Below are 24660 nucleotides of genomic sequence, written 5' to 3' on the forward strand. Positions count from 1 at the left end.
TTTGATTTTTTATATCGTAAAAATAGCACTTCTAGCGCATTATTAATTAAAAAATCAAATAAAAATGAGAAATCGATAAAATTAGTGTTTTGGAAAAGCTCTTCTGTTAAAAACCAAAAGTATTCCTACACCTGTAGAAATTGCTACATCGGCCACATTAAAAATAGCATTAAAGAAAGCAAAATGTTTCCCGCCAAATAACGGAAGCCATCCCGGAAGATTTCCTTCCCAAATAGGAAAATAGAACATATCTACAACCAAACCATGAAACCACGTTCCATAAGGAGCTGGAGAAAAAATTGTTGCAAGGTTGTGAGTACTGTCGTCAAAAATAACTCCGTAGAAAACAGAATCGATAATATTTCCTGCCGCTCCTGCAAAGATTAATGCAATAGCAACTACTAAATATGTAGAATGACGTTTTTTAATCGAATCAGAAAGCCACCAGCCAATTCCAACAACAGCAAAGATTCTGAAAACCGTTAGAATAAGTTTTCCGTATTCTCCTGGTATTTTTGTTCCCCAAGCCATTCCTTCATTTTCAATAAAATGAATTCTAAACCAATCAGCAATTACAACTTCTTCACCAAGAACGAAATTTGTTTTGACATAAATTTTAGAAAGCTGATCAACAATTAAAACTAGAAATATAAGGAAATACGCTTTTCGTAATGACATTTTATGATTTTTTGATGGGCAAAAATAACAATTAAATCAAAAAAAACGCTCCTAAAGGAGCGTTAATTCTTTTCTAACAAACTAAACAAGTTTATCTGCTAATCTAAACCTGGTAAAGTTTACTTTTTTACAGCAGCGTTTGCTGGTGTTTTTGGACTGTCGGAGAAAAAATCTGAAATCGACTTAAAGATTCCTTTGCTCTCTTTTCCGGCAGCCAGTTTCTTAGCTTCGCCCTTTTTTACATCTGCTTTAAATTTAACACGCAGTTTTTCAAATTCTTTCATTCTGCGCTCTACATCAGAGTTTACTTCCTTGAATTTCAATACTTTAGCCATAATGTAAGTTTTTCGTCGTAAATAATTAAAATTATTACTGATTTGGTACTACAATGATACATAATTTAATTTATATTTGTTAATAAAAATTAACACTTGTTTAGGATAACTTGCATTAATTTTTGAAAACGAATACCAACACAAACTAAATTTAACATTCCTCCCAAAATCCTACAAAATCATGAATGAAATCACAACTACACTAAACGACTTTCTTGTCAGCACAAAATCTACTGCTGCATTAATTTTGAACGGAAAAGGAAAACTTATCACTTCCTTAAATCTTGACTATGGCGACAGTATTGCCGCAATGAGTGCAGCTATTTTATCTATGAGCGAAAAATTTTTAATTGATTTAGAAAAAGGCTCTCTAAAACAATTATACCTAAAAAGCGCTGAAGGCGTTATTGTTGGAAACAAAATAAGCGGTTCTAATTTTATTGTTGCTTTTTCTAAAGAAGGAAGCAATCTAGCATTATTAATGCGCTCCACAGAAGAAGTCTCTGTTGAATTAAGCAAAAATTCTCTATTGAAATAACATAAAATTCTATTAACAAATAACCCAAATGAACTATGAGCAATGATTTTTTAAACGTGTTTTTAAACGAAATGAAAACTAACGTAAACGGCTTTATCGCTGTAGCAGTAACAGAGATCGAATCTGGATTAAGCTTTGGAAATTTAACTATCGATCCAAGTTTTGATCCTGAATTAGCCGCAGCGTACAACTTAGAAGTTGTAAAAGCTAAATTGAGCGCTGTAAAAGCACTTAACTTAAACCAGGACATCGAAGATATTTTGATTACATTATCGAATCAAATTCACATTATCGACATTTCTCCTAACAAAAAATTCATGATCTATCTTGCAGCTGATGCTTCAAAAGCAAATTTAGGTATGACAAGAGCTATTTTAAGAAAACACAAAGCAGACGTTGAAAAAAATCTAGCGTAAGAATGCAACAACTTTACTTTTAAAAAACCGTCTTTATCAAGACGGTTTTTTTTAGCTTATTCCAAAAAATTCTTAGGTAATTTCACCTATTAAATTCTTACAAAATACAGCATTGCAAAAATTGTTTTATTTTGACTAATTATAAATAATTTCTTTCAATAGTAATTTGCATCAGCAAATCTGAACTTCATTAAACATTAAACAAAAAAAACGCTCCCTTTTTAGGAGCGTTTTCTTTCTATCTAAAGATATTTTATAATTATCTCTGCAAGTTTTTAGCTTCGATGCTCATTGTAGCATGAGGAACGATTTTAAGCCTTTCTTTGCTAATTAATTTACCTGTTACTTTGCAGATACCGTATGTTTTGTTTTCTACACGGAATAAAGCATTTTTTAAATCGCGAATGAATTTCTCTTGTCTGATAGCCAACTGAGAGTTTGCTTCTTTTGACATGGTCTCACTTCCTTCTTCAAAAGCTTTAAAAGTTGGAGAAGTATCGTCAGTTCCGTTATTCAAATCGTTCATATAGGCACTTTTGATCAAATCAAGATCTTCTTGTGCTTTTTTAATTTTTGCTTGGATTATCTCTTTGAACTCTGCTAAATCTGCATCTGAGTATCTAATAATTTCATCTATCATTTTCTACTATTTTGAAATTAATATAATGGTTCTAATGTCATCAAACTCAATTTCTGTGCCGTTTTCTAACGTGTCAGCAAAAACCAGTTCGTCTGTTAATGTTTCAGACTTAATATAGTCTTCATTTTTTGAAACTGCATCTTCTAAAATACCGTCTCGTTTTATTTGAACTTTAATCTTATCCGTAACCTCAAATCCTGAATCTTTACGAATGTTTTGTATTCTATTAACTAATTCTCTAGCGATACCTTCATTTTTTAATTCTTCGGTAAGAGTAATATCAAGCGCAACTGTTATTCCGTTTGAATTAGCAACCAACCATCCTTCGATATCTTGTGATGTAATTTCTACATCTTCTAATGATAAAGTTACACTATTTCCTGCAATAACAATATCTAGCGTTCCCTGCTTGTCCAACTGATTGATTTGATCCGCAGAAAAACCTTGTATCTCCTTAGAAATCAAGCCCATGTCTTTTCCGAAACGTGGCCCAAGAGCTTTAAAATTAGGCTTAATCTGCTTCACTAAAATACCAGAAGCATCGTCCAAAAGTTCGATTTCTTTAACGTTTACTTCAGCTTTTACAAGATCAGAAATTGCTTCGATTTCAGCACGCTGGTTCTCGTCAAGTACTGGAATCATTACCTTTTGCAGAGGTTGACGAACTTTAATCATCTCTTTTTTACGCAGTGATAAAACCAAAGATGAGATCGTTTGCGCCTTCTGCATTTTGCTTTCCAACGTTTTATTAACAAAGTTTTCGACAAATTTTGGGAATTCTGCCAAGTGAACACTAGCAAAATCCTCGGTTCCCGTAGATGCTGTCAAATCTCTGTACAATTTATCCATAAAAAATGGAGCAACTGGAGCGCTAAGTTTGCTTATAGTTAATAAACAAGTATAAAGCGTTTGGTAAGCTGCAATTTTATCTTTAGCATATTCTCCTTTCCAGAAACGACGACGGCATAAACGAACGTACCAGTTACTTAAGTTTTCCTGAACGAAGTCAGAAATGGCTCTTGTTGCCTTTGTTGGTTCGTAATCTTCATAACATTCGTCAACAAATTTGATTAACGAATGTAATTCAGAAATAATCCACTGATCGATTTCTGGTCTTTCGTTTAACGGAATTTCAGCTTCGGCATATTTAAATCCGTCGATGTTAGCATATAACGAGAAGAACGAATAGGTATTGTAAAGTGTTCCGAAGAATTTACGTTTAACCTCAGCAATTCCTTCAAGGTCAAACTTCAAGTTATCCCACGGATTTGCATTCATAATCATGTACCAGCGTGTAGCATCTGGACCGTTTTCCGCAATGGTTTTAAATGGGTCTATAGTATTTCCTTTACTCTTAGACATTTTAATTCCATTTTTATCCAAAACAAGACCGTTTGAAACTACGTTTTTGTATGCAATTTTATCAAAAACCAAAGTTCCGATAGCGTGTAAGGTATAGAACCATCCACGTGTCTGGTCTACTCCTTCGGCAATGAAGTTCGCTGGAAAATCTTTGTTTCCATCAATTTTATCTTTGTTCTCAAAAGGATAGTGCCATTGTGCATAAGGCATTGCTCCAGAATCAAACCAAACGTCGATTAGATCACTTTCGCGCTTCATTGGTTTTCCAGAAGCTGAAACCAAAGTGATAGCATCAACAACATTTTTATGCAAATCAATTAAATCATAGTTCGACTGAGACATATTTCCAATCTCAAACCCTTTAAATGGATTTTCTTTTTGGAAACCTGCTTCGATTGACTTTTCGATTGCATTGTACAATTCTTCAACAGAACCGATAATAACTTCTTCTGTTTTATCTTCTGTTCTCCAAATTGGCAACGGAATTCCCCAATATCTAGAACGAGATAAGTTCCAATCGTTGGCATTTTTAAGCCAATTTCCAAAACGTCCTTCACCAGTAGATTTAGGTTTCCAATTGATAGTTTCGTTCAGATCGAACATTCTATCTTTTACATCGGTTACTTTGATGAACCATGAATCTAGAGGATAGTATAATAACGGCTCGTCTGTTCTCCAGCTGTGTGGATAACTGTGCACGTATTTTTCAACTTTAAAAGCTTTGTTTTCTTCTTTCAAACGAATAGCGATTTCAACATCTACAGATTTCTCTGGAGCCTGTCCTGCATCGTAATATTCGTTTTTAACATATTTACCAGCCAAATCACCTACATGAGAAGTGAATTTCCCTTGCAAATCAACTAAAGGAACAGCTGTTCCGTTTTCGTCAAGAACCAACATTGGCGGTACTTCTGGTTTTGCTTCTTTTGCTACTTTAGCATCGTCTGCACCAAAAGTTGGAGCTGTATGTACAATTCCTGTTCCGTCTTCTGTTGTAACGAAATCTCCAGAAATTACTCTAAATGCATTTTCAGCATTTTGATATGGCAATACATAAGGCAATAATTGCTCATAACGAATTTCTACTAAATCCGCTCCTTTTGCCTCAGTTAAGATTTTGTACGGAAGTTTTTTGTCACCGTTTTTCACATTGTCAAAATCAGCGTCGTCTTCACTTACGAAATATCCTTTTCCGAATTGTTTTCCAACTAAGTTTTTAGCCAAAATAACATTAATCGGCTCAAAAGTATATTGATTGAATGTTTTTACTAAAACATAATCGATTTTTGGCCCAACTGTCAAAGCTGTGTTTGACGGAAGTGTCCAAGGCGTTGTTGTCCAAGCTAAAATATGAATATCTCCAAAACCTTGTAAAAAGCTCGGAAGCGTTTCCGGTAAAGTTTTGAATTGCGCTACAATAGTAGTATCAGTTACATCTCTATAAGCACCAGGCTGATTTACTTCGTGAGAAGACAATCCTGTTCCCGCTTTTGGAGAATACGGCTGGATAGTATAACCTTTATACAACAAACCTTTATCATAGATTTGTTTCAAAAGCCACCAAACCGATTCCATATATTTTGGTTTATAAGTCACATACGGATCTTCCATATCAACCCAATACCCCATTTTTTCGGTCAAATCATTCCATACATCCGTATAACGCATAACGGTTTTTTTACACGCTTCGTTATATTCTTCGATAGAAATCGTTTTACCAATATCTTCTTTTGTAATTCCTAATTCTTTTTCGGTACCTAATTCTACAGGCAAACCGTGAGTATCCCATCCGGCTTTTCTTTTTACTTGAAAACCTTTCTGAGTTTTATATCTGCAAAAAATGTCTTTAATCGCACGTGCCATTACGTGGTGAATTCCAGGTAATCCGTTTGCTGAAGGCGGACCTTCAAAAAATACGAAAGGCTCAGCACCTTCGCGAGTTGTTACACTCTTTTCAAATATATTTTCTTTCTTCCAAAAATCAAGAACTTCAGACGCTACAGTTGGTAAGTCAAGTCCTTTGTATTCAGTAAATTTTGTACTCATTTTATCCTTTTCTTAAACGAGGTGCGAAAGTAAGGAATTTTGAGGAAAATAGATAAAAGATAAGGTAAAAAAGACCAATTCTTGGAAATTTTGAGTAGATTCCGCAACAAATAATATCTTTTTTATTGATTTAAGAGAAAACTTCCTTTAAAACCTCTAAAGATTTAGGTTTTTTGAATCCTTCTAAATGCAAACTGTAATAATCAATCAGAATTCTCAGCAGAATTTGTCTTTCCAAAACATGAAAAACTTTTTGATCATTATCAAATTTTAATTCAAGGAGTTTTTTAAACAGATTGGTTTCTTGTTCCGAAAGTACATTTCCATTTTGAAAAAGTGTAAAAACACCTTCATTCATTTCAAAAAAAGGAAGATTAACCTCTGACAAATCAGGATAAAAACCGAGGTATTTTGTAATTTCTAAAAGGAGTGTTAAATGAAAGTTAGAAATTTCATCATGATGATCCAACCAAGTCAATGCTGTTTCCAAAAACAAAAAAAGCTGTTCGTTTTTTTCTTCTTCTTGAATGGAATAATGAAGCATTTCTGAAAGAAACATTACCATTGTACTTTTCACAATATCAGTATGAATACTCTGAAATGGAATGGCCATTTTTATTTCTTTAAAATTTTCAAGCGTGCCTTTATTTTTATGGACAGCTTCAATTTCTAAAATCGAAAATGGCTGAAAATAGGCAATCTTCTGACTTGCCTTTCTGCTAGAAAAAGCATCACGCACGAAGTAAGATTTCAGTCCGCTTGAAAGTGTAAAGCATTTTACAATCAAACTTTTTTCCTGAAATTTTAATGATGAAATTACTATGGCTTTGGTTTTGACGAGCATTTTTAATTTTAGATTGTAGATTTTAGATTTTAGATTTCTATCCAAAACTAAAAACCGTGACTGTGACCGAAAACTGCGACTGAATACTACCGAATTATCATTACTTTTTTAACTTTAGTTTCTCCTCCATCTTCTGCAGAAATAAAAACCATGTAAACACCAGATGCGACTTTATATTTGCCAAAAGCAGTTGTATCCCACTCGATTGTTCCGCCTTCAGAAGTTGTCTCGTAAACTAAATTACCTGCAATGTCAGTAATTTTGACATTTGCTTTATCAATTAATCCAGCAACTTTTACTGTTCCGTTATAATTTGGACGAACCGGATTTGGATAAACATATACATTACTCAAATCATCGTTTGCATCTGTTGCAATTCCGTTAAATGAGACTAACCCTTTATCGGTTGCAATAAAAACTTCTCCCGTTTTAGCATTTATCTTGATATCGCTTATATAATTGCTCGGTAAAGGAGAATTATTTATGGTAAAATGATATTTGGTTTCCTGACCATTTGGCGAAACCATAAAAACTCCAGAATCAGCAGTTCCAATCCATTTATTGTTTGCACCATCCACTACAATAGAAGTAATAAACTGCTCATATAATAATTCTTGAGCCAAATCGTCTTCAATAATAATAATTGCATTTGCTTTTAACTGACTTTGCGACTGAAAACTTCCAACATTTGATAAAACTCTCAAACCTTTTGTTGTTCCAATCCAAAGTTGATTCTTTGTGTCCAAAGCTAAAGCTCTAACATCTGCAACAGGCAGATTTCCTGCATCAACTCCAAAAGTCATTTTTTTGAAAACATTACCATTTTCATTAAAACCAACAACTCCATCTTTATTGGTTCCAATCCATTTTACATTATTTCGATCAATAACCAAACTTGAATAATTACTTTCCCCTGCATTGTCTAATATAGAAGTCATGGCATAACTCCCCCATTGTCCATTTGTTTTTAAAACTTTGAGTCCGTTTTTAATTCGGCTGTTTGTTACCCAAAGATTTGCAGATTTATCAAATGCTGTTGCATTGATACGGATATCAATATAGTTTGGATCTCCTGTAGTTAAAGATTCTAAACCGCTATTTTTTTCATTGTATAAAAAACTTGGAACATCATTTTCAACTTTTACCAAACCAGAAAAAAATGAACTTGCATAAACTTGTTTTTCATTGTTTGGATTAACAAGAACCTTTGTAATTGATTTTGCATCATAAACTTCCGAATATGGAATATTCAGCCATCCTGAAGCATTATACTTGCTGATTCCATAATTATCCAAAGGATAAGGGTTATACGAAACATTATAGTCACCATAAACTGCCCACAAAACACTTGAACCTGCATCAATCGCAAAAATATTGTTGCGAACAGGCCCCGCTGGCGTATTATTCTCAAAAGCAGTAATATTATTAAGAGAAGAGACAAATAATCCTTTTTCTTTTGTTCCAATAAAAATCTGATTTCCAACTGTCGTTGAACAGCTAAAATTTAAAGTATTATCTAAAACCTGAGAATTTGTAATTTGTCGGTTCAGCACCATCTGATTATTATAAACATAAACCGTATTGGCAGTTGTAACAAATAAACTATGATTTTTCGCTCTTGTATCGACGGCTGCCTGAGGCAATTGCAAAAATCCGACAAATGTGTTTGAATTGAATCTATGAATATATCCGGAATCATTTATTGCAATAAGCTCAGTATCTAAAGCCTCTACACTAGACCAGTTTCCGCCATTCACAACCGACCATTGCTTATAATCTATAAGATTAGCATTTGTCTTATCTGCTTTTCTAATACCACTCGAAGTTGCTGCAAAAATAAATCCGTTAAATATAGTGGTTTGCTTAACGCTTATTTCAGCGCCGTTATCACCAATAAAGTAAGTATCTCCAAATTGTGAAGTTTTCAAATTAAACTGCACAATTCCAAAATCGCAAGAAACATAAACCAGCCCATTATCTTCCACAAAATGATTGATCTTTTTTGTGTTTGCTGGCAGTTGTTTATTAATTATATCAACTACTTTTAGAATACTTCCATCAAGATCATTAATTAAAATCATCAAGCCATTTTCGTACCCGATTATTGTTTTTTTGAATGCCTCGCTATAGTAAACTGCAGAAATGGTCTGACCTGATAGTCCGTCAACGGTGGTTGTGGTTTTAAGAATATTTGTCGCCGTATTTTTTGAAAATAATGCATTTTCTGAAGCTGCAAAAACACTTGTAGCTGACTCCGAAATATCTTTTATTTCATTAAATGAAAAATATCCCTGCCACGACAGTTTGCCTTGTGCCTCGCACAACTGAATGAGAAGTAAAAACAAACTGCAGAAAAATACTTTTTTCATCATTTAATGTATTCGATTAGGGCAAATATACTACAAACAAGATTTTATTTAATTTTTAGCACAAATAAAATACCCTCGATATCTTATGACGATAATCGAGGGTATTTTTATAATAGTGAATAAATCTTAAACAACACCTTGTGCAAGCATCGCATCGGCAACTTTCACAAATCCGGCAATGTTTGCTCCTTTTACGTAGTTCACATATCCGTCTTCTTCAGCACCGTATTTTTTACATTGGTTATGAATTCCGATCATGATTTCCTTCAATCTCAAATCAACTTCTTCACTAGTCCAGTTCAAACGGATAGAGTTTTGAGTCATTTCTAATCCAGAAGCAGCAACACCACCAGCATTTGCAGCTTTTCCTGGCGCGAATAATACTTTATTATCTAAGAAAAGTTTAATAGCATCTAATGTAGAAGGCATGTTCGCAGCTTCAGTCACACATAAAACGCCATTATCTATTAATTTCTTAGCATCGTCTCCGTTTAATTCGTTTTGAGTAGCACATGGAATTGCGATATCTACTTTTACTTCCCAAGGGCTTTTTCCTTTATGGAATATCGCGTTTGGATATTTCTCTAAATATCTTTCTGCTCTATTATCTCCAGTAGCTCTCATTTCAACCATATGGTCAATTTTTTCTCCAGAAATACCTTCTTCGTCATAAATGTATCCATCAGGTCCAGAGATTGTAACTACTTTACCTCCTAATTCATTTACTTTTAAAGCTACTCCCCAAGCCACATTTCCGAATCCTGAAATAGCAACTCTTTTTCCTTTAATCTCGTGACCGATAGTACGAAGCATTTGATCTGTAAAATAAACCACTCCATATCCTGTAGCTTCTGGCCTGATTAATGAACCTCCATAAGCCAAACCTTTACCAGTTAAAACTCCTGTAAATTCATTTCTAATTCTTTTATATTGTCCGAACAAATAACCGATTTCTCTTGCTCCAACACCAATATCTCCAGCAGGAACATCAAGATCTGGACCAATATGACGGCATAATTCTGTCATGAATGACTGGCAGAAACGCATAATTTCTGCATCAGATTTTCCTTCTGGATCAAAATCAGAACCACCTTTACCCCCACCCATTGGAAGAGTTGTCAAACTGTTTTTGAAAACTTGTTCGAAAGCAAGGAATTTTAAAACTGATAGATTCACTGTATGGTGAAATCTAATTCCTCCTTTATACGGTCCGATTGCAGAGTTCATCTGAATTCTAAAACCTCTATTTACAATAATTTCTCCTTTATCGTCTACCCACGGAACTCTGAATATTATTGATCTTTCTGGTTCAGCGATTCTTAAAAGAATATTCTTTCCATCATATTTTTTACGCTCAGATATAAACGGAATTACAGTTTCTGCAAATTCTCTAACTGCTTGAAGAAATTCTGGCTCATTTGGATTTTTTGACTCAACAAGAGCCATAAACTCATTTATTTTTTGTTCCATCTTTGAAATAAATTTTCAGATAATTTAGATTTAATTTTTACTCTTATAAAAATAAGAAAACCCGTTTAAGAAAACGTTTTCGTTTTAACTGACAAAGATATAGCAAATAATGATTCGATGTTACATTTTTCACTTTTTTGAAACGATTTGTGGTTTTTTCAAACATTCCAAAAAAAACACATTTTTCATGTAGGTGTTTACATGCAAATCACCTTTTAAAAGTTAGTAAATTAAGTATTTTGTTACTTATTTTTCAATACAGCAATTTAATATTTTGAATCGATTAGGTTTTTTATATATTTGCCTCGATTTGTAAGCCCCTAAAAAATGCCTAAGCACCTATTTATCACATTACTTGCCTTATTGGGCATCTCAACTGCTGTATCAGCACAAGGAATAGCCCAAGAGATCGGAATCTATGCAGGACCAGTAACTTTACAGTCCGATTTTGGAGAGAGAAACAACTTTGATAATAATGTTGGAAACACAGGTTTTGGCATTGGAGTCATGCACTTTATTAACTTCTCTGCCAATAACAATAGAGAAAACTTTTTCACAGAACATTTTAAAGTAAGATCTGATCTGTCTTATAGCAAAACTACTTTAAAGCACCATGGCCAATGGGTTGAACATAAACCTAATGGATTATTTGCTACGCAATTAAGAAACATGCACGCAAGCTCAAGCATAGTAAGCTTGGGAGCACAGATTGAATTTTCCCCTTTTATGAAAATTCACGATTTCGAAAACTCAGTTGGTAGCTTCAGTCCGTATGGAGCTTTAGGTATCCAAGCAAGTTATTATTCTGCAAAAGTTGGATCGCGTTTAGGAGACATTACGCTTCCTGCTAATACTCCAGGAAAATATTTAACACCATCTGATGGACGTGCACATGGTTTTTCTACTGAAACTGGCATGGCTTTAGCAGCTACAGCAGCAGTAGGTGTACATTACAAACTGACTGACATGAGTGATTTAATGTTTGAAACTCGTTTTCATATGTACAGCACAGACTGGATCGACGGATTAAACCCAAATAAAGACATTTACAAAGAAAACAAATCTAACGACTGGCAGGTTTGGTTTAACTTCGGATACATCTACTATTTAGAATTCTAAAAAGAATTAAAAACCAAGATATAAAATCCCAAATTCCAAAACTATTAAAATGGAATTTGGGATTTTTCATTAAACATATTTAGTATCTGAATATTCTAAAAAATTTTAAATCCTAAAATATAAAAATCCCAAATTCCAAAGTAATCAAAATTGGAATTTGGGATTTTAGTTTATTGGAATTTCTTTTTAAGAAAGTGCTTGTTCCAAATCGGCAATTAAATCTTCAGCATCTTCGATACCAACACTCAATCGAACCAAATCATCAGTTATACCAACTTCTGCTCTTTTATCTGCAGGAATAGAAGCGTGAGTCATTAATGCTGGGTGATTGGCCAATGATTCTACTCCACCTAAAGATTCAGCCAATGTAAATACTTTCAGTTTTTCTAAAAACGCAATAGAATCTTCTTTTTTGCCTGATTTAAAATCGAAAGAAACCATTCCTCCAAAAGCTTTCATTTGCTTCTTAGCAATTTCGTGAAACGGATGATTTTTTAAACCTGGATAATAAACCGTTTTAATTTTTGGATGCTTGCTTAAATACTCAACCACTTTTTCTCCATTTTCACAATGTCTCTGAACTCTTAACGCCAAAGTCTTAATTCCTCTTAAAACCAAGAAACTATCCATTGGTCCAAGAGTTGCTCCAGTTGCAAATTGCTGAAAATGTAATTGATCTCCAAGGGCTGCGTCTTTTACAATTAATGCTCCAGCAATAACATCAGAATGTCCTCCCAAATATTTTGTTGCAGAGTGCATTACAATATCAGCTCCTAAATCAAGAGGTTTTTGCAAATAAGGAGTTGCAAAAGTATTATCTACAGCAAGAAGAATTTTTTTCTCTTGAGTAATTTTAGCTATTTCTTGAATGTCCGCCAATTTCATTAACGGATTGGTTGGCGTTTCTACCCAGATCAGTTTAGTATTTTCGTTAATTAAACTTTTCAATTTTTCGATATTCGTCATATCAACAAAATGAAATTTAATACCCGAATCTTTATAAACACGAGAGAACATTCTGTATGTTCCTCCGTATAAATCATCCATCGCAATAATTTCGTCTCCGGCTTTAAACGATCTTAAAACGCAATCTGTAGCTGCAAGACCAGACGAAAATGCTAATCCTCGGGTTCCGTTTTCAATACTTGCCAAAGCGTCTTCTAAAGCAGTACGAGTCGGATTTGAAGCTCTACTGTATTCGTAATCTGCCAAAGGTTTTCCTGGACTTGTTTGTACAAATGTTGAAGTTTGATATACTGGCGGCATAACTGAACCAGTACTTGGATCATGATGCTGTCCGCCGTGTATTACTTTTGTATTGAATTTCATATAGTTATAAATTTAAATTCCTTAATTCTTTTACAAATTTACCGCTTAATTTATTTTATCGCGACACAACTTCTTACCTTTGTAGATAATTAACACTTTTTGATATGAAAAATTCATTATTTATACTCTTTTTGTGTTTGATTTTTACAAGTTGCAAAAAAGAGCTTTCATTTGAGAATGAAACATTTGAAGAGAAATCTACTGTCCCATGCAAAAATGATTGCCCAAAAATCACCATAGAAGTTCCCATTGCTAAAAATGTTAAAGTAACATCAGACAGCATTAATAAGAAAGTATTTGCCGTCATTAAAGAGATTGTCTTTTTTGAAGACGATTCGGTAAAAGTTGATGGCTACAAAGCATTGGCCAAATCTTTTATTGACTCCTACCAAGAAATGCATCAAAAGTTTCCAAACGATACTTTTGGCTGGGAAGCAAAAATAATTGGAAATGTCGAATTTGAATCTGACCAGATTTTAAATCTTAAAATTGATCATTATACTTTTACTGGAGGTGCTCACGGTTATCAAGGTTATCGATCCTTATTATTCGATAAAAAAACGGGAAAAACCATTTTCAATAATCAGTTATTTAAAAACGAAAACGAGTTTAAAACTTTCGCCGAAAAAACATTCAGATCAAAATATAAAATTCCAGAAAAAGCCAACATCAACGCTACCGGTTTAATGTTTGAAAATGATAAATTTCAATTGCCTCAAAACATTTTTTACACCTCTGAAGGTTTGCTTTTATATTATAACTCGTACGAAGCCGCATCTTACGCAGACGGCCCAAAAGAACTTGTGTTTCCGTATGAAGAAGTGAAAAAATATTTGAATTTTCAATAATAAAAAGAAAGAATATTCTTTCTTTTATATATATTGACTACATTTGCACCTACACATTTTATACTAAGAATTAGTACATGGATTCAAAACAACTCTTTAGATTTTATAAAAGTAAATTTCACTTATCAAATTGGCTTAACGAAGAAGGACAATTAGCTCAAAATGAAGAAAATATAAAATGGTTTTATTGTGGAGTTAACAAAGATTTTAATGCTGAAATAGTTAATCAGTCACTAAATAGCTTTTTTTTAGAAGACGAACTCTATCTGTGTATTTCGTCAAATAAAAGTTCGTTAGTTAAAAAGTCAAATATTATCGAAGAAATTAGTAAAATTCTTCATCGAAAGGAAGTCGGAATAATAAATAAATCATTCACTAAAATTATGGATTTTAGTTCGATTGGGGTATTTAAAATGGGCGTAATTCGGGAATTTCCAAAAGAACGTATAAGACCATCTGAAGAACCTCTGAGAGTATCATTTAATGCAAACATCACAGATGCTGATTACAAAAGTAAAATTGTCGATGTAATCAACAAGCATATCAGCGGTATTGAAAATGAATTACATAAGGATTATGGCGGTTGTATGGAACATCTCTGGATAGATTTTCAACTAATTGAAAGTCACAAAACCTACCCATTTCGATTTCAAAAAAGAGTGGAAATTCCTTCTTCATTCACAGAATTTTACTCCTATAATGTTGGTCATTACACTGTTAAACCCGATTTTGTAAAGTTGCAAATGTTATCATCAGAAGAAGAAATTTGTTCCTATGTGTTTGAACTATTATATAAATCAACTCAAATACTAGAGGAAAAACAGAAGAAACTAGAAGACTTTAATGTAAACGCATTTCGATTGGATTTACTGTCTGCTTGTAAAAAACTAGGATGCATAATTTGACGACGACTTATTTTGCAATTCAGAAGAAGCCACAGCGTATGCTGGAGGCTGAAAAAAAATCGTATTTCCTTACGACAAATCGAATATTAAAAAAAACTTAGAACCTTAGCATCTCAGAAACTTAGATCACTGAACATCATATTTCATCTTACGCAAAACCCTCAAAGCTTCTTTAAACGAAGAATACACATTCTTATAAGGCTTTAAAAGCAATTTGGCATCTATTAATTTTTGTCGGGCATCTTCGAAGCCATTCAAATGACAAATCATAAAAGTAGAAGGCAAGTTTTCTAGATCTTTCATTTCACGATCTGATAATGCAATTTCTTTTTGAAGTTTTCCGAGCAAAGCCATATTTGAATTATAAATATGGTACAGCATTTTTCTATTGAACTCTGGTGGCTGAAAAAGCATTTGGCGATCTATTTTATAATAACCGTTATCAAAAAAATAAATAGTTTGCTCTTCTAACGGATAATAACTTGTTTTGTCATTTAATCCCAGCGGAACATATTCTGTAATGGTAAAAGTATCATCGTTATATTCTATTGTAACAACATCTTGTGCGGAATAAAAAAGTTTAATTTGTTCGTTTATTAATTCGATATCTACGCGAGACAAATAGGTTTTATCACGCATTTTTTTCGGAACTCCAGCCCAGCAGATTACAAACAATTCTTTAAAAACATGATATTTCGGAGACATATCTTTATGTCGGAAATTCATAAAATCGATAACTCCGTCTAAAGTATATTGAATACTATTCCGAGAACTGTTTTCAATACCAATAACCGTTTCTGTATTCTGATTACTTTTTTCTATTTCTTCGTGTTCTTCTAAAGGGATCGAATTACTGCCACGTCTTATAAAAATGCTATTGGCAAGAATAGTGTGAATTCCTTTTTTAAAATAAGAGATTTTACTTTTAGGTTTGATAGTAACCAGACCGATTACTTTGTCTTTTGGAAGATTTGGAAAAGGGACGTTTTCGTATTGAATTTTCGGTGGATTTTCTAAAAAAGCATTCACCAAATTCTGAATTCGGCTATCATCAAAGAAGTCATCACCGACAATTTCGTTGTCTTGATCTTCTACTCCAACTACTATATAGGAATTATTGTTAGGATTGGAATTGGACAATGCGCAAATGTGCTTTAAAAATTTTCCTTTTCCTTCTCTGGAATGAAGATTCAATTGCCTTTTCTTATCATAAAAACTGCTTTCGTCATTATGAGCGAGGAGATTTTTAATTAAAAGGCGCTTATTAATCATGTCGGTTTTATTTTGCCACGAATTGCACTAATTCGCACTAATTTAATTTATTAAAACTTAAAATTAAAAAAAAGACGCACTACTGTGCGTCTCTACATTCAATTTTATTTAAATATTTTTCTTTACAATCGTCGAAGACGCCTGCGCTGTACTCATAACAACCAAATCTGCAATGTTTACATGATAAGGTCTCGAAACCACAAAGTGAATAATATCAGCAATATCTTCTGCTTGTAGCGGATCAAATCCTTTATAAACATTTGCTGCTCTTTCAACATCTCCTTTAAAACGAACTTCGCTAAATTCTGTTGCCACCATTCCTGGATGAATACCGCCAACTCTAATTCCAAACGGATTTAAATCGATTCGCATTCCAGCTGTAATGGCATCAACGGCGTGCTTAGAACCGCAATATACATTTCCGTTTGGGTAAACTTCTTTTGCCGCAGTTGAACCTATATTAATGATATGCCCCGATTGTCTCTCAACCATTTGCGGAATTACCGCTTTTGAAACGTATAAAAGTCCTTTTACATTAATATCAATCATCGCATCCCAATCGTCTAAATTTCCATTTTGAATTGGATCTAAACCGTGGGCATTTCCTGCATTATTAATTAAAACGTCGATTGTAGAAAAATCGTTTGGCAGAGAACCTATTTTTTCTAAAACTTCTTCTTTGTCACGCACATCAAATGCTAAAGAATAAACTTCTGTAAAAGCAGAAAGTTCTTTTTGAAGTTCTTCTAAGCGGTCTATACGTCTTCCGCAGAGAACAACTTTATAATTGTTTTTTGCTAAAATCTGAGCAGTCGCTTTTCCGATTCCGCTCGTAGCACCAGTAATTAAAACTGTTTTTTTCATTTTAAATTATTTTTTTTTGACACAGATTAAAGTAACATGTCACCTTTAGAGTTCATTTTTTTTACTTTATACAAAACCCAATTATCTTAAGATTAGATTAATTCAACACAAAATTACGGCATAAAAGCACTAAATGAATTTCGTTCTGCGTTATAAATTTACTAATTTAAAAACAAAGAGACTTATGAAAGCTGTAAACCTCAAATTTAGAATTTTTCTCTTGGCTTCATTATCTTCCTTATTATTTACAAGCTGTAGCAGTAGTGATGGTAATGATAGTTCACAAACTTCAAAAGTAAGTGTACGAATGACAGATGCACCGGGTGATTATGATCAGGTAAACGTTGAAGTTTTAGACGTAAAAATTAAAAGCAATTCTGAAACTGGCGAAGATGGATGGGTTAGCATAGGAAATATCAAACCTGGAGTATATAATTTATTGGATTTAACTGGTGGTGTAAATATACTTTTAGCAGATAACGAAGTTCCTTCTGGATATTTAGGTCAAATTCGATTAATTCTTGGAGAACACAATACTGTTGTAAAAGGTGGCGTAACTTATCCTTTAAAAACGCCAAGTGCTCAACAATCGGGTTTAAAATTAAAAGTCAACCAAACATTGACAGCTGGCGCAACTTATGACTTTTTATTAGATTTTGATGTAGAGCATTCTGTTGTTGTAGAAGCTGGCAATTCTGGCAACTTTAATTTACATCCTGTAATCAGAGTATCTACAAACGCAACATCTGGAATAATCAAAGGAATTGTAACGCCTTTTACTTTCCAGTCTTTAGTATCAGTTCAGGTTGGAGACACCACTATTTCAGCTTATACAGATGAGCTAGGAGTATTTCAGCTAAATGGTATTCCTGCAGGAACTTATTCCGTAACCATTACACCTGATGCAAGTTCACAATTACCTGCTTTAATTGTTCCTAATGTGGTGGTCGTAAACGGGCAAATCACAAACATGAACACTCTGGTTTTAAAATAAAAACTCCTTAAAGCATAAAAACAGCTATTCTGAAAAGTAGAATAGCTGTTTTTTTACGGTTGTTCATTTAAAGAATTAAAAAATGACTTCTAAATCTGTGAATATCTTTAATCTGTAAAATATTTTAATTCTTATTTTTCCATTCCTCTAAATTCAATACCATATTGAGCGCCGTCCAAGTTTCTCCATCTACTTCCCTTAAATATTTTTTATCGGGATTTAAAGTAAACCCAACTTTTTCATAACACTTTTGAGCTTCGATATTAAAATCAAAAACATTCAATTCAATATTTCTTTCTTTTCTGTTTTCAAAAATATATTGCAACAATAAAGTCACCATCTGCTCACCAATTCCTTTTCCTCTTTGGTTTTGATCCATAATCAAGATTCGTCCTAATTTCGCAAAACCATCATAAAAATAAATCTCACAATGTCCAATAGTATTTCTATTAGAAACATCTGCAACTCTAAAAGCAATTCTATTCTTATCAGAAAGAGTTTTATCTATTTGATTTTCTGTTAAAGGAAAAGTAAACTCTGGTCCACCAAATTGCATTAAATCTTTGGCATTTTTGACAGAATCGATCAATTCCGAATAATCTTTTTTTTCAAAATTTTCTAGGTATATCATTTTTCAGAATAGTATAAATTAAGGCACATCGTCGCCCATACTTTCTGTCCAGATAGCAAACCAATCTTGATTATCCATTTCCAATTCTACGGCTTTCATTAAAGATTGAATTCTGGCAATGTTTACTGTTCCCGCAATCGGAATTATTTTTGCAGGGTGTTTTAAAATCCAAGCCAATAATAAAGTGTCAGAACCTAAATGGTATTTTTCTACCAACTCAGAAAATAGTTTTTTCAGACGACGTGTTTTTTTGGTATCTTCTCTAAAAACAGTTCCAAGCGGATTCCAAGACAACGGACGAATTCCATGCGTCTGCATATAATCTAAACTTCCATCAGTCATTGCTTCATAATGCGTTGCCGAAAATTGCACTTGATTATAGCTAACTTCTGTTTTACTGCGGATTAATTCGGTTTGAGAGCTCGTAAAATTAGAAAGTCCAAAATCGATAATTTTTCCTTCTCCTTTTAACTTTTCAACTGCTTCTGCAATTTCGTCAGCCTGCATTAACGGACTCGGTCTGTGAAGTAAAAAAACATCTACATAATCTGTTTTTAAATTCTTCAAAGATGTTTCTACAGACTTAATAATATAGTCTTTAGAATAATCATAATGTTTGATTTTGTTTTCAGGGCGTTTTTCAGCAATCATCTGAATTCCGCACTTAGTAATTAGTTGTAATTTTTCACGATCAATCTTACTTGCGTGAAAGGCTTTTCCAAAATCGGCTTCGGTCGTATACGAACCGTAAATATCCGCGTGATCAAAAGTCGTAATTTTGTTTTCGATACTTACCTGTATCATGTTTTCCATTTCTTTGGTTGTAAGGTTTTTATCCCAAACTCCCCAATTCATAGTGCCCGAAATTATAGGCGATAAGACTGTTTTGCTCATAATAATTATGCGTTATTTTTGGTAATAATTATGCTTTCATAAAACATAATCATCAAAGTTCTTAAAAATATAAAAATAGATTCACAATTAGTCCTTAAAATTAGGTCTTTGGTCGAAGTTTTAACCATTCTTTAACATCTTACTTATCAAAAAATATTCAATTTGCACTCTCAAAAATAAGGCGTAAAAATCAAGGTTTTAAAAATATTTATATGGAAGAAAATACAACGACTTTAGACATTAGAGCGATAAATGAAAAAATTGAAAGAGAAAGTGCTTTTATAGACCTTCTTACAATGGAAATGAACAAAGTTATTGTGGGTCAGAAACATATGGTCGAGCGTCTATTGATCGGATTACTTGGACAAGGGCATATTTTATTGGAAGGAGTTCCTGGTCTGGCAAAAACTTTAGCCATCAATACGCTTTCTCAAGCGGTTCAGGGTTCTTTCAGCCGTATCCAGTTTACGCCAGATTTACTGCCTGCCGATGTTATCGGAACCATGATTTACAATATTAAAGCAAACGAGTTCTCAATTAAAAAAGGACCAATTTTCGCCAATTTCGTACTTGCAGATGAGATTAACCGTGCTCCTGCAAAAGTTCAGTCAGCACTTTTAGAGGCGATGCAAGAGAAACAAGTTACAATTGGTGACTCTACTTTTAAACTAGATCGTCCGTTCTTGGTATTAGCAACACAAAACCCAGTTGAGCAAGAAGGTACTTATGCACTTCCTGAAGCGCAAGTTGACCGTTTTATGCTAAAAACTGTTATTGATTATCCAAAAATTGATGAAGAGCGTTTTGTAATTCGTCAAAACTTAAAAGGAACTTTCGAAAAAGTAAATCCAGTAGTTTCTGTTGACCAGATTTTACGTGCGCAAGAAGCAGTTCGTGAAGTTTATATGGACGAAAAAATTGAGAAATACATCTTAGATATTATTTTCGCTACACGTTACCCAGAAAAATACAAATTAGCCGATTTAAAACCGCTTATCAGTTTTGGAGCTTCTCCTCGTGGAAGTATCAACTTGGCTAATGCTGCTAAATGTTATGCTTTCATCAAGCGTCGTGGATATGTAATTCCAGAAGACGTTCGTGCAGTTGTTCACGATGTATTACGTCACAGAGTTGGAATCACTTACGAAGCAGAAGCAGAAAACATTACTTCTGTAGACATTATCAACAAAATCGTTAACGAGATTGAAGTACCTTAAAAAAAGTGCTCAGTGTTCAGATTTTTAGTATTCAGTTCCCTACTAATACTTTTAACTGAACACTAATAAAGACAGAAAGACCTGTTGGAATTTGGACTTGACTGATCACTTTCTAACTGATCACTGAACACTAAAAAAAATGGATACAAAAGAGCTTTTAAAAAAAGTACGGAAAATAGAAATCAAGACGAAAAGACTGAGTAATCATATCTTTTCGGGAGAATACCACTCTTCATTTAAAGGACGAGGAATGACGTTTAGCGAGGTGCGTCAATACCAATACGGAGATGATATTCGTAACATCGATTGGAATGTAACCGCACGCTACAACGAAGCTCACGTTAAAGTATTTGAAGAGGAACGCGAATTAACCATGGTTTTAATGGTTGATATTTCGGGTTCGGAATCTTTTGGTTCTAAAAATCAATTCAAGAAAGACATCGTAACCGAAATTGCGGCAACGATGGCTTTTTCGGCTACACAAAATAATGACAAAATTGGTTTAATCTTATTTTCTGATACAGTAGAATTATATATTCCGCCAAAAAAAGGGCGTTCTCACGTACTTAGAATCATTCGTGAATTGATTGAATTTGAACCAAAAAGCTACAAAACAGATATCGCTCAAGCTTTGAAGTTTTTATCTGGAACTCAAAAAAAGAAAGCCATCGTTTTTATGATCTCCGATTTTATGTCTGATTCTTACGAGCATACTTTAAAAATTGCTTCTAAAAAACATGATATTACTGGAGTTCGTGTTTATGACATGCGCGAAGAAAAAATTCCAAATTTAGGAATGGTTTCTATGCTGGATTCTGAAACAGGAAAAATACAATTGGTTGATACTAGCTCTAAAGCAGTTCGAATGAATTATGAGAAGCACTATCAGGAGAAATTAAATTACTTCAAAGATACCTTCCGTAAATCTGGAGCAGGAATTGTAAATACCAGAGTAGACGAAAATTACGTTACTAAACTATTAGGCTATTTTAAATCACGATAAAGATTTTTGATTTTTAATAAAATCTTGCAAGCAAAAGAAGAAGTGAATCAGTTAATATCAATTTCGTTTCGAGTATCAAAACATCAAAAAATAATTCATAAAAATTAAAGATTACAATTTTAGAAAACTATTGACAATCCTTGGAAAAATCAAAAATCAAAAATCGTTAATCTTCAATCATAAATCAAATGAAATTTAAACTTTATATATTTTTATTGCTTTTTTCTACTATGATTTTTGCCCAGCAGAAACAAGTAGAAACAAGTATTGATACTACCAAAAATAAGATTGGTGCCGAGTTCAAACTCACGCTTAAAACGGTTGTAACTTCAACAGCTAAAGTTGAATTTCCGAAACTTAAAAATATTGGTCCGTTAGAAGTTATTCAGTCTTATCCGATTGACACGGTTAAGAAAGACGGTACGTATGAACTTATAAAAAAATATGGTTTAACGCAGTTTGATTCTGGCCGTTATACTATTCCAAGTGTTAAGATTTTAATTGACAAAAAGCCTTTTTACAGCGATTCGATTAAAGTTGAAGTTGCCAATGTAAAAGTGGACACTTTACAGCAAAAAATGTACGACATTAAAGATATTTCCACTGTTGACGAAGGAATCGGCAATTGGTGGATTTATGTTTTAATTGCTTTAGTGATTATCGGAATCGGAACTTTTGTTTATTGGTATGTTAAAAAACGCCAGCTGAAAAAAATCGAAGAGGAAGTTTACAAAACACCTATCGAAAAAGCGACTAGTTTATTAAACAATCTAGAGCAAAAAGAACTGGTTCAAAAAGGTGAAATTAAAGAATACTATAGTGAATTAACTGATATTGCTCGTAACTATATTGAAGAAGCTATTCATATTCCTGCGATGGAAAGCACTACTTCCGAGTTAATTCAAGCAATCAGAATAGCATCGACTCAAAAGAAAATGACGCTTACACCTGAAACGGTTGAAAATCTGGAGCGTGTTTTACGTCAGGCCGATTTAGTAAAATTTGCGAAATCGAAACCACTTGATTTTGAAATTACAGATGATAGAAACAAAATTCAGAAAGTAATTTTAACGCTTGACAATGCTATTCCGACAGAAGTTCCTGAGGATATCGAAGATCAGTTATTAAACGAAGCCCAAAGGCAAAAACAAATTCAGGCACAGCTTAAAAAACAGCGTAATGCAAGAATTGGTTATGCAGTAGCAGCTATCATACTTTTATTGTTTGCCACGACAACTTTCTTTATTGTTACCAAAGGGTTCAATTACGTAAAAGACAATATAATTGGCCACCCTTCTAAAGAATTATTAGAAGGCGAATGGGTAAAAAGTGCCTACGGAAATCCAGCTGTTCTTATTGAAACTCCAAAGGTTTTAAAAAGAATGGACGCGCAAAAAGTACTTCCTAAAGAAGCAATGGCGCTTATCAAAGAAATGCAACTTTTTACATACGGAAGTATGATTGACAATTTCTATGTAACGGTTTCAACATCTAAATTTAAACAGCCAACTGATATTGACTTAAACAAAACGCTTGAAGGCACACTAAAAATTATTGAAGCTCAGGGCGGACAAAATATTATTGTAAAACAAGAAGATTTTCAAACAAACGAAGGTATTCAGGGAATAAAAGGTTACGGAACAATGACTGTTTTGAATCCAGCAACCAAAACGAGTACAAAAGCATATTATGAATTACTGCTTTTCAAACAAGATCAAGGTTTACAGCAAATCATGATTCTGCACGAAGAAGGCGATACATATGCCAATGAAATCACGACCCGAATACTAAATTCTGTTGAACTTCAAAGAGCAAACAACTAATGAGCAAGATCACTTTTTTAAATCCAGAATTTCTTTGGTTGTTTCTATTAATTCCGATTGCAATAATCTGGTTTTTCTGGAAACGCAACCAGCAATCGGCTACCTTAAAAATGAGTTCGACTGCGGGATTCCAAAATAGCGAATCGTTTTGGACAAAATTCAAACCTGCTTTATACGTTTTTAGAATTCTTGCTTTATGTTCTTTAATTATAGCTTTGGCTCGACCAAGAACAGTAGACATTAGTAACCAGACTAAAACAACAAAAGGAATTGATATTGTAATGGCAATTGACGTTTCTGGATCTATGCTGGCAAAAGATTTAAAGCCAAACCGTATGGAAGCTTTAAAAAGAGTGGCTGCAGATTTCGTTGGAGAAAGACCAAACGACAGAATTGGTTTGGTTTTATACGCTTCTGAAGCTTATACTAAAACTCCAGTTACCAGCGATAAAGCCATTATTCTTGAAGCCATAAAAGGAATTAAATATGATACTGTTTTACAAGACGGAACTGGAATTGGTATGGGATTGGCAACCGCTGTTAACCGTCTAAAAGACAGTAAAGCAAAAAGCCGTGTTATCATTCTGCTTACTGATGGTGTAAACAATGCTGGATTTATCGAACCTGAAACTGCAGCTGACATTGCAAAACAATACGGTATAAAAGTATATACAATTGGTCTTGGTACAAACGGAATGGCAGAATCACCATACGCTTATGCGCCAAACGGAGGTTTCTTATTCAAAATGCAGAAAGTTGAAATCGACGAAAGATTGATGAAGAGTATTGCCCGCAAAACAGACGGAACTTATTTTAGAGCTACCAGCAACGATAAATTAGTAGAAATATACAACTCAATCAATAAATTGGAAACCACAGAAATTCAGGAATTGAAATTCTATGATTATGATGAAAAGTACAGGTTTTTTGTTTTATTTGCTGGCTTTTTATTATTGCTCGAAGTTGGATTAAGAAATACAGTTTATAGAAGCTTCATTTAATTTTGAAAAAATTAAAAAATTAAAAAAATGAAATTCCAAATAACAAATTGGAATTTGAAATT

At 33.4% G+C, this 24660-nt stretch carries 22 protein-coding genes; 10 read left to right on the forward strand and 12 right to left on the reverse strand.

The window, feature by feature from the left end; all coding sequences use genetic code 11:
• Nucleotides 1-81 precede the first annotated feature (81 nt).
• Both DMA14_RS13745 and DMA14_RS13750 read right to left on the reverse strand, forming a co-directional pair.
• Entirely contained in the window at nucleotides 82-678 is a 597-nt protein-coding gene (locus DMA14_RS13745; RefSeq protein WP_111425193.1) for a lipoprotein signal peptidase, read from the reverse strand.
• A gap of 119 nt (nucleotides 679-797) precedes the next feature.
• Nucleotides 798-1013 carry a hypothetical protein gene (locus DMA14_RS13750; RefSeq protein ID WP_111425194.1) on the reverse strand — a complete coding sequence of 72 codons (216 nt, stop codon included), beginning with the start codon at nucleotides 1011-1013 and terminating at the stop codon, nucleotides 798-800.
• Nucleotides 1014-1194: 181 nt separating this feature from the next.
• Here DMA14_RS13750 and DMA14_RS13755 point away from each other — a divergent pair, with 181 nt between their 5' ends.
• Both DMA14_RS13755 and DMA14_RS13760 read left to right on the forward strand, forming a co-directional pair.
• Nucleotides 1195-1551 (forward strand): roadblock/LC7 domain-containing protein, encoded by a 357-nt coding sequence (locus tag DMA14_RS13755; RefSeq protein WP_109190909.1) that lies wholly within the window; start codon nucleotides 1195-1197, stop codon nucleotides 1549-1551.
• Between the two features lie 35 nt (nucleotides 1552-1586).
• The gene (locus DMA14_RS13760) at nucleotides 1587-1967 is read left to right on the forward strand and encodes a hypothetical protein (RefSeq protein ID WP_111425195.1); all 381 of its coding nucleotides are present in this window, start codon (nucleotides 1587-1589) and stop codon (nucleotides 1965-1967) included.
• 259 nt (nucleotides 1968-2226) lie between these two features.
• Here DMA14_RS13760 and DMA14_RS13765 read toward each other — a convergent pair whose 3' ends face one another.
• From DMA14_RS13765 to gdhA, 5 genes are all read right to left on the reverse strand, one after another.
• Entirely contained in the window at nucleotides 2227-2607 is a 381-nt protein-coding gene (locus tag DMA14_RS13765) for a TraR/DksA family transcriptional regulator (protein WP_008465297.1), read from the reverse strand.
• Nucleotides 2608-2613: 6 nt separating this feature from the next.
• Nucleotides 2614-6015, reverse strand: a complete 3402-nt coding sequence (gene ileS / locus DMA14_RS13770; RefSeq protein WP_111425196.1) for an isoleucine--tRNA ligase — start codon at nucleotides 6013-6015, stop codon at nucleotides 2614-2616.
• Nucleotides 6016-6145: 130 nt separating this feature from the next.
• Nucleotides 6146-6859, reverse strand: a complete 714-nt coding sequence (gene recO, locus DMA14_RS13775; RefSeq protein ID WP_111425446.1) for a DNA repair protein RecO — start codon at nucleotides 6857-6859, stop codon at nucleotides 6146-6148.
• A gap of 86 nt (nucleotides 6860-6945) precedes the next feature.
• A complete protein-coding gene (porZ, locus tag DMA14_RS13780; RefSeq protein ID WP_111425197.1) occupies nucleotides 6946-9228 on the reverse strand; it encodes a type IX secretion system anionic LPS delivery protein PorZ in 2283 nt (760 codons plus the stop codon).
• 126 nt (nucleotides 9229-9354) lie between these two features.
• Complete coding sequence (gdhA, locus tag DMA14_RS13785; RefSeq protein WP_111365653.1) at nucleotides 9355-10698, reverse strand: NADP-specific glutamate dehydrogenase; 1344 nt, start codon at nucleotides 10696-10698, stop codon at nucleotides 9355-9357.
• Between the two features lie 327 nt (nucleotides 10699-11025).
• Between gdhA and DMA14_RS13790 the strand changes: the two genes are divergently transcribed.
• Nucleotides 11026-11817, forward strand: coding sequence for a THC0290_0291 family protein (locus tag DMA14_RS13790; protein ID WP_111425198.1), 792 nt, complete (start codon nucleotides 11026-11028; stop codon nucleotides 11815-11817).
• Nucleotides 11818-12003: 186 nt separating this feature from the next.
• Here DMA14_RS13790 and DMA14_RS13795 read toward each other — a convergent pair whose 3' ends face one another.
• Entirely contained in the window at nucleotides 12004-13146 is a 1143-nt protein-coding gene (locus DMA14_RS13795; RefSeq protein ID WP_111425199.1) for a cystathionine gamma-synthase, read from the reverse strand.
• 104 nt (nucleotides 13147-13250) lie between these two features.
• Here DMA14_RS13795 and DMA14_RS13800 point away from each other — a divergent pair, with 104 nt between their 5' ends.
• Nucleotides 13251-13994 carry a DUF3298 and DUF4163 domain-containing protein gene (locus DMA14_RS13800; protein ID WP_111425200.1) on the forward strand — a complete coding sequence of 248 codons (744 nt, stop codon included), beginning with the start codon at nucleotides 13251-13253 and terminating at the stop codon, nucleotides 13992-13994.
• 77 nt (nucleotides 13995-14071) lie between these two features.
• Nucleotides 14072-14899 carry a hypothetical protein gene (locus tag DMA14_RS13805; RefSeq protein WP_111425201.1) on the forward strand — a complete coding sequence of 276 codons (828 nt, stop codon included), beginning with the start codon at nucleotides 14072-14074 and terminating at the stop codon, nucleotides 14897-14899.
• A gap of 126 nt (nucleotides 14900-15025) precedes the next feature.
• Here DMA14_RS13805 and DMA14_RS13810 read toward each other — a convergent pair whose 3' ends face one another.
• Together DMA14_RS13810 and DMA14_RS13815 are read right to left on the reverse strand one after the other, a co-directional pair.
• On the reverse strand, nucleotides 15026-16171 hold the full coding sequence (locus tag DMA14_RS13810; protein WP_111425202.1) for an ATP-binding protein: 1146 nt from the start codon (nucleotides 16169-16171) through the stop codon (nucleotides 15026-15028).
• Nucleotides 16172-16279: 108 nt separating this feature from the next.
• Nucleotides 16280-17035 carry an SDR family NAD(P)-dependent oxidoreductase gene (locus tag DMA14_RS13815; protein ID WP_111425203.1) on the reverse strand — a complete coding sequence of 252 codons (756 nt, stop codon included), beginning with the start codon at nucleotides 17033-17035 and terminating at the stop codon, nucleotides 16280-16282.
• A 184-nt stretch (nucleotides 17036-17219) separates the two neighbouring features.
• Here DMA14_RS13815 and DMA14_RS13820 point away from each other — a divergent pair, with 184 nt between their 5' ends.
• Nucleotides 17220-18029 (forward strand): DUF4382 domain-containing protein, encoded by an 810-nt coding sequence (locus DMA14_RS13820; protein WP_111425204.1) that lies wholly within the window; start codon nucleotides 17220-17222, stop codon nucleotides 18027-18029.
• Nucleotides 18030-18153: 124 nt separating this feature from the next.
• On the opposite strand, the gene DMA14_RS13825 is transcribed toward DMA14_RS13820, so the two are convergent.
• Nucleotides 18154-18660, reverse strand: coding sequence for a GNAT family N-acetyltransferase (locus DMA14_RS13825; protein WP_111425205.1), 507 nt, complete (start codon nucleotides 18658-18660; stop codon nucleotides 18154-18156).
• Nucleotides 18661-18678: 18 nt separating this feature from the next.
• Complete coding sequence (locus DMA14_RS13830; RefSeq protein WP_111425206.1) at nucleotides 18679-19554, reverse strand: aldo/keto reductase; 876 nt, start codon at nucleotides 19552-19554, stop codon at nucleotides 18679-18681.
• Between the two features lie 212 nt (nucleotides 19555-19766).
• Here DMA14_RS13830 and DMA14_RS13835 point away from each other — a divergent pair, with 212 nt between their 5' ends.
• The 4 genes from DMA14_RS13835 (at nucleotide 19767) to DMA14_RS13850 (ending at nucleotide 24598) form a co-directional block, all read left to right on the forward strand.
• On the forward strand, nucleotides 19767-20771 hold the full coding sequence (locus tag DMA14_RS13835) for an AAA family ATPase (protein ID WP_111425207.1): 1005 nt from the start codon (nucleotides 19767-19769) through the stop codon (nucleotides 20769-20771).
• Nucleotides 20772-20910: 139 nt separating this feature from the next.
• Complete coding sequence (locus DMA14_RS13840; RefSeq protein ID WP_111425208.1) at nucleotides 20911-21774, forward strand: DUF58 domain-containing protein; 864 nt, start codon at nucleotides 20911-20913, stop codon at nucleotides 21772-21774.
• A 188-nt stretch (nucleotides 21775-21962) separates the two neighbouring features.
• Nucleotides 21963-23597, forward strand: a complete 1635-nt coding sequence (locus DMA14_RS13845) for a hypothetical protein (RefSeq protein WP_111425209.1) — start codon at nucleotides 21963-21965, stop codon at nucleotides 23595-23597.
• Complete coding sequence (locus DMA14_RS13850; RefSeq protein WP_111425210.1) at nucleotides 23597-24598, forward strand: vWA domain-containing protein; 1002 nt, start codon at nucleotides 23597-23599, stop codon at nucleotides 24596-24598. Before DMA14_RS13845 ends, DMA14_RS13850 begins: the two co-directional genes overlap by 1 nt.
• Nucleotides 24599-24660: the final 62 nt, after the last annotated feature.

Origin of the sequence: Flavobacterium sharifuzzamanii, assembly GCF_003254585.1 — a bacterium.
Classification (GTDB): domain Bacteria; phylum Bacteroidota; class Bacteroidia; order Flavobacteriales; family Flavobacteriaceae; genus Flavobacterium; species Flavobacterium sharifuzzamanii.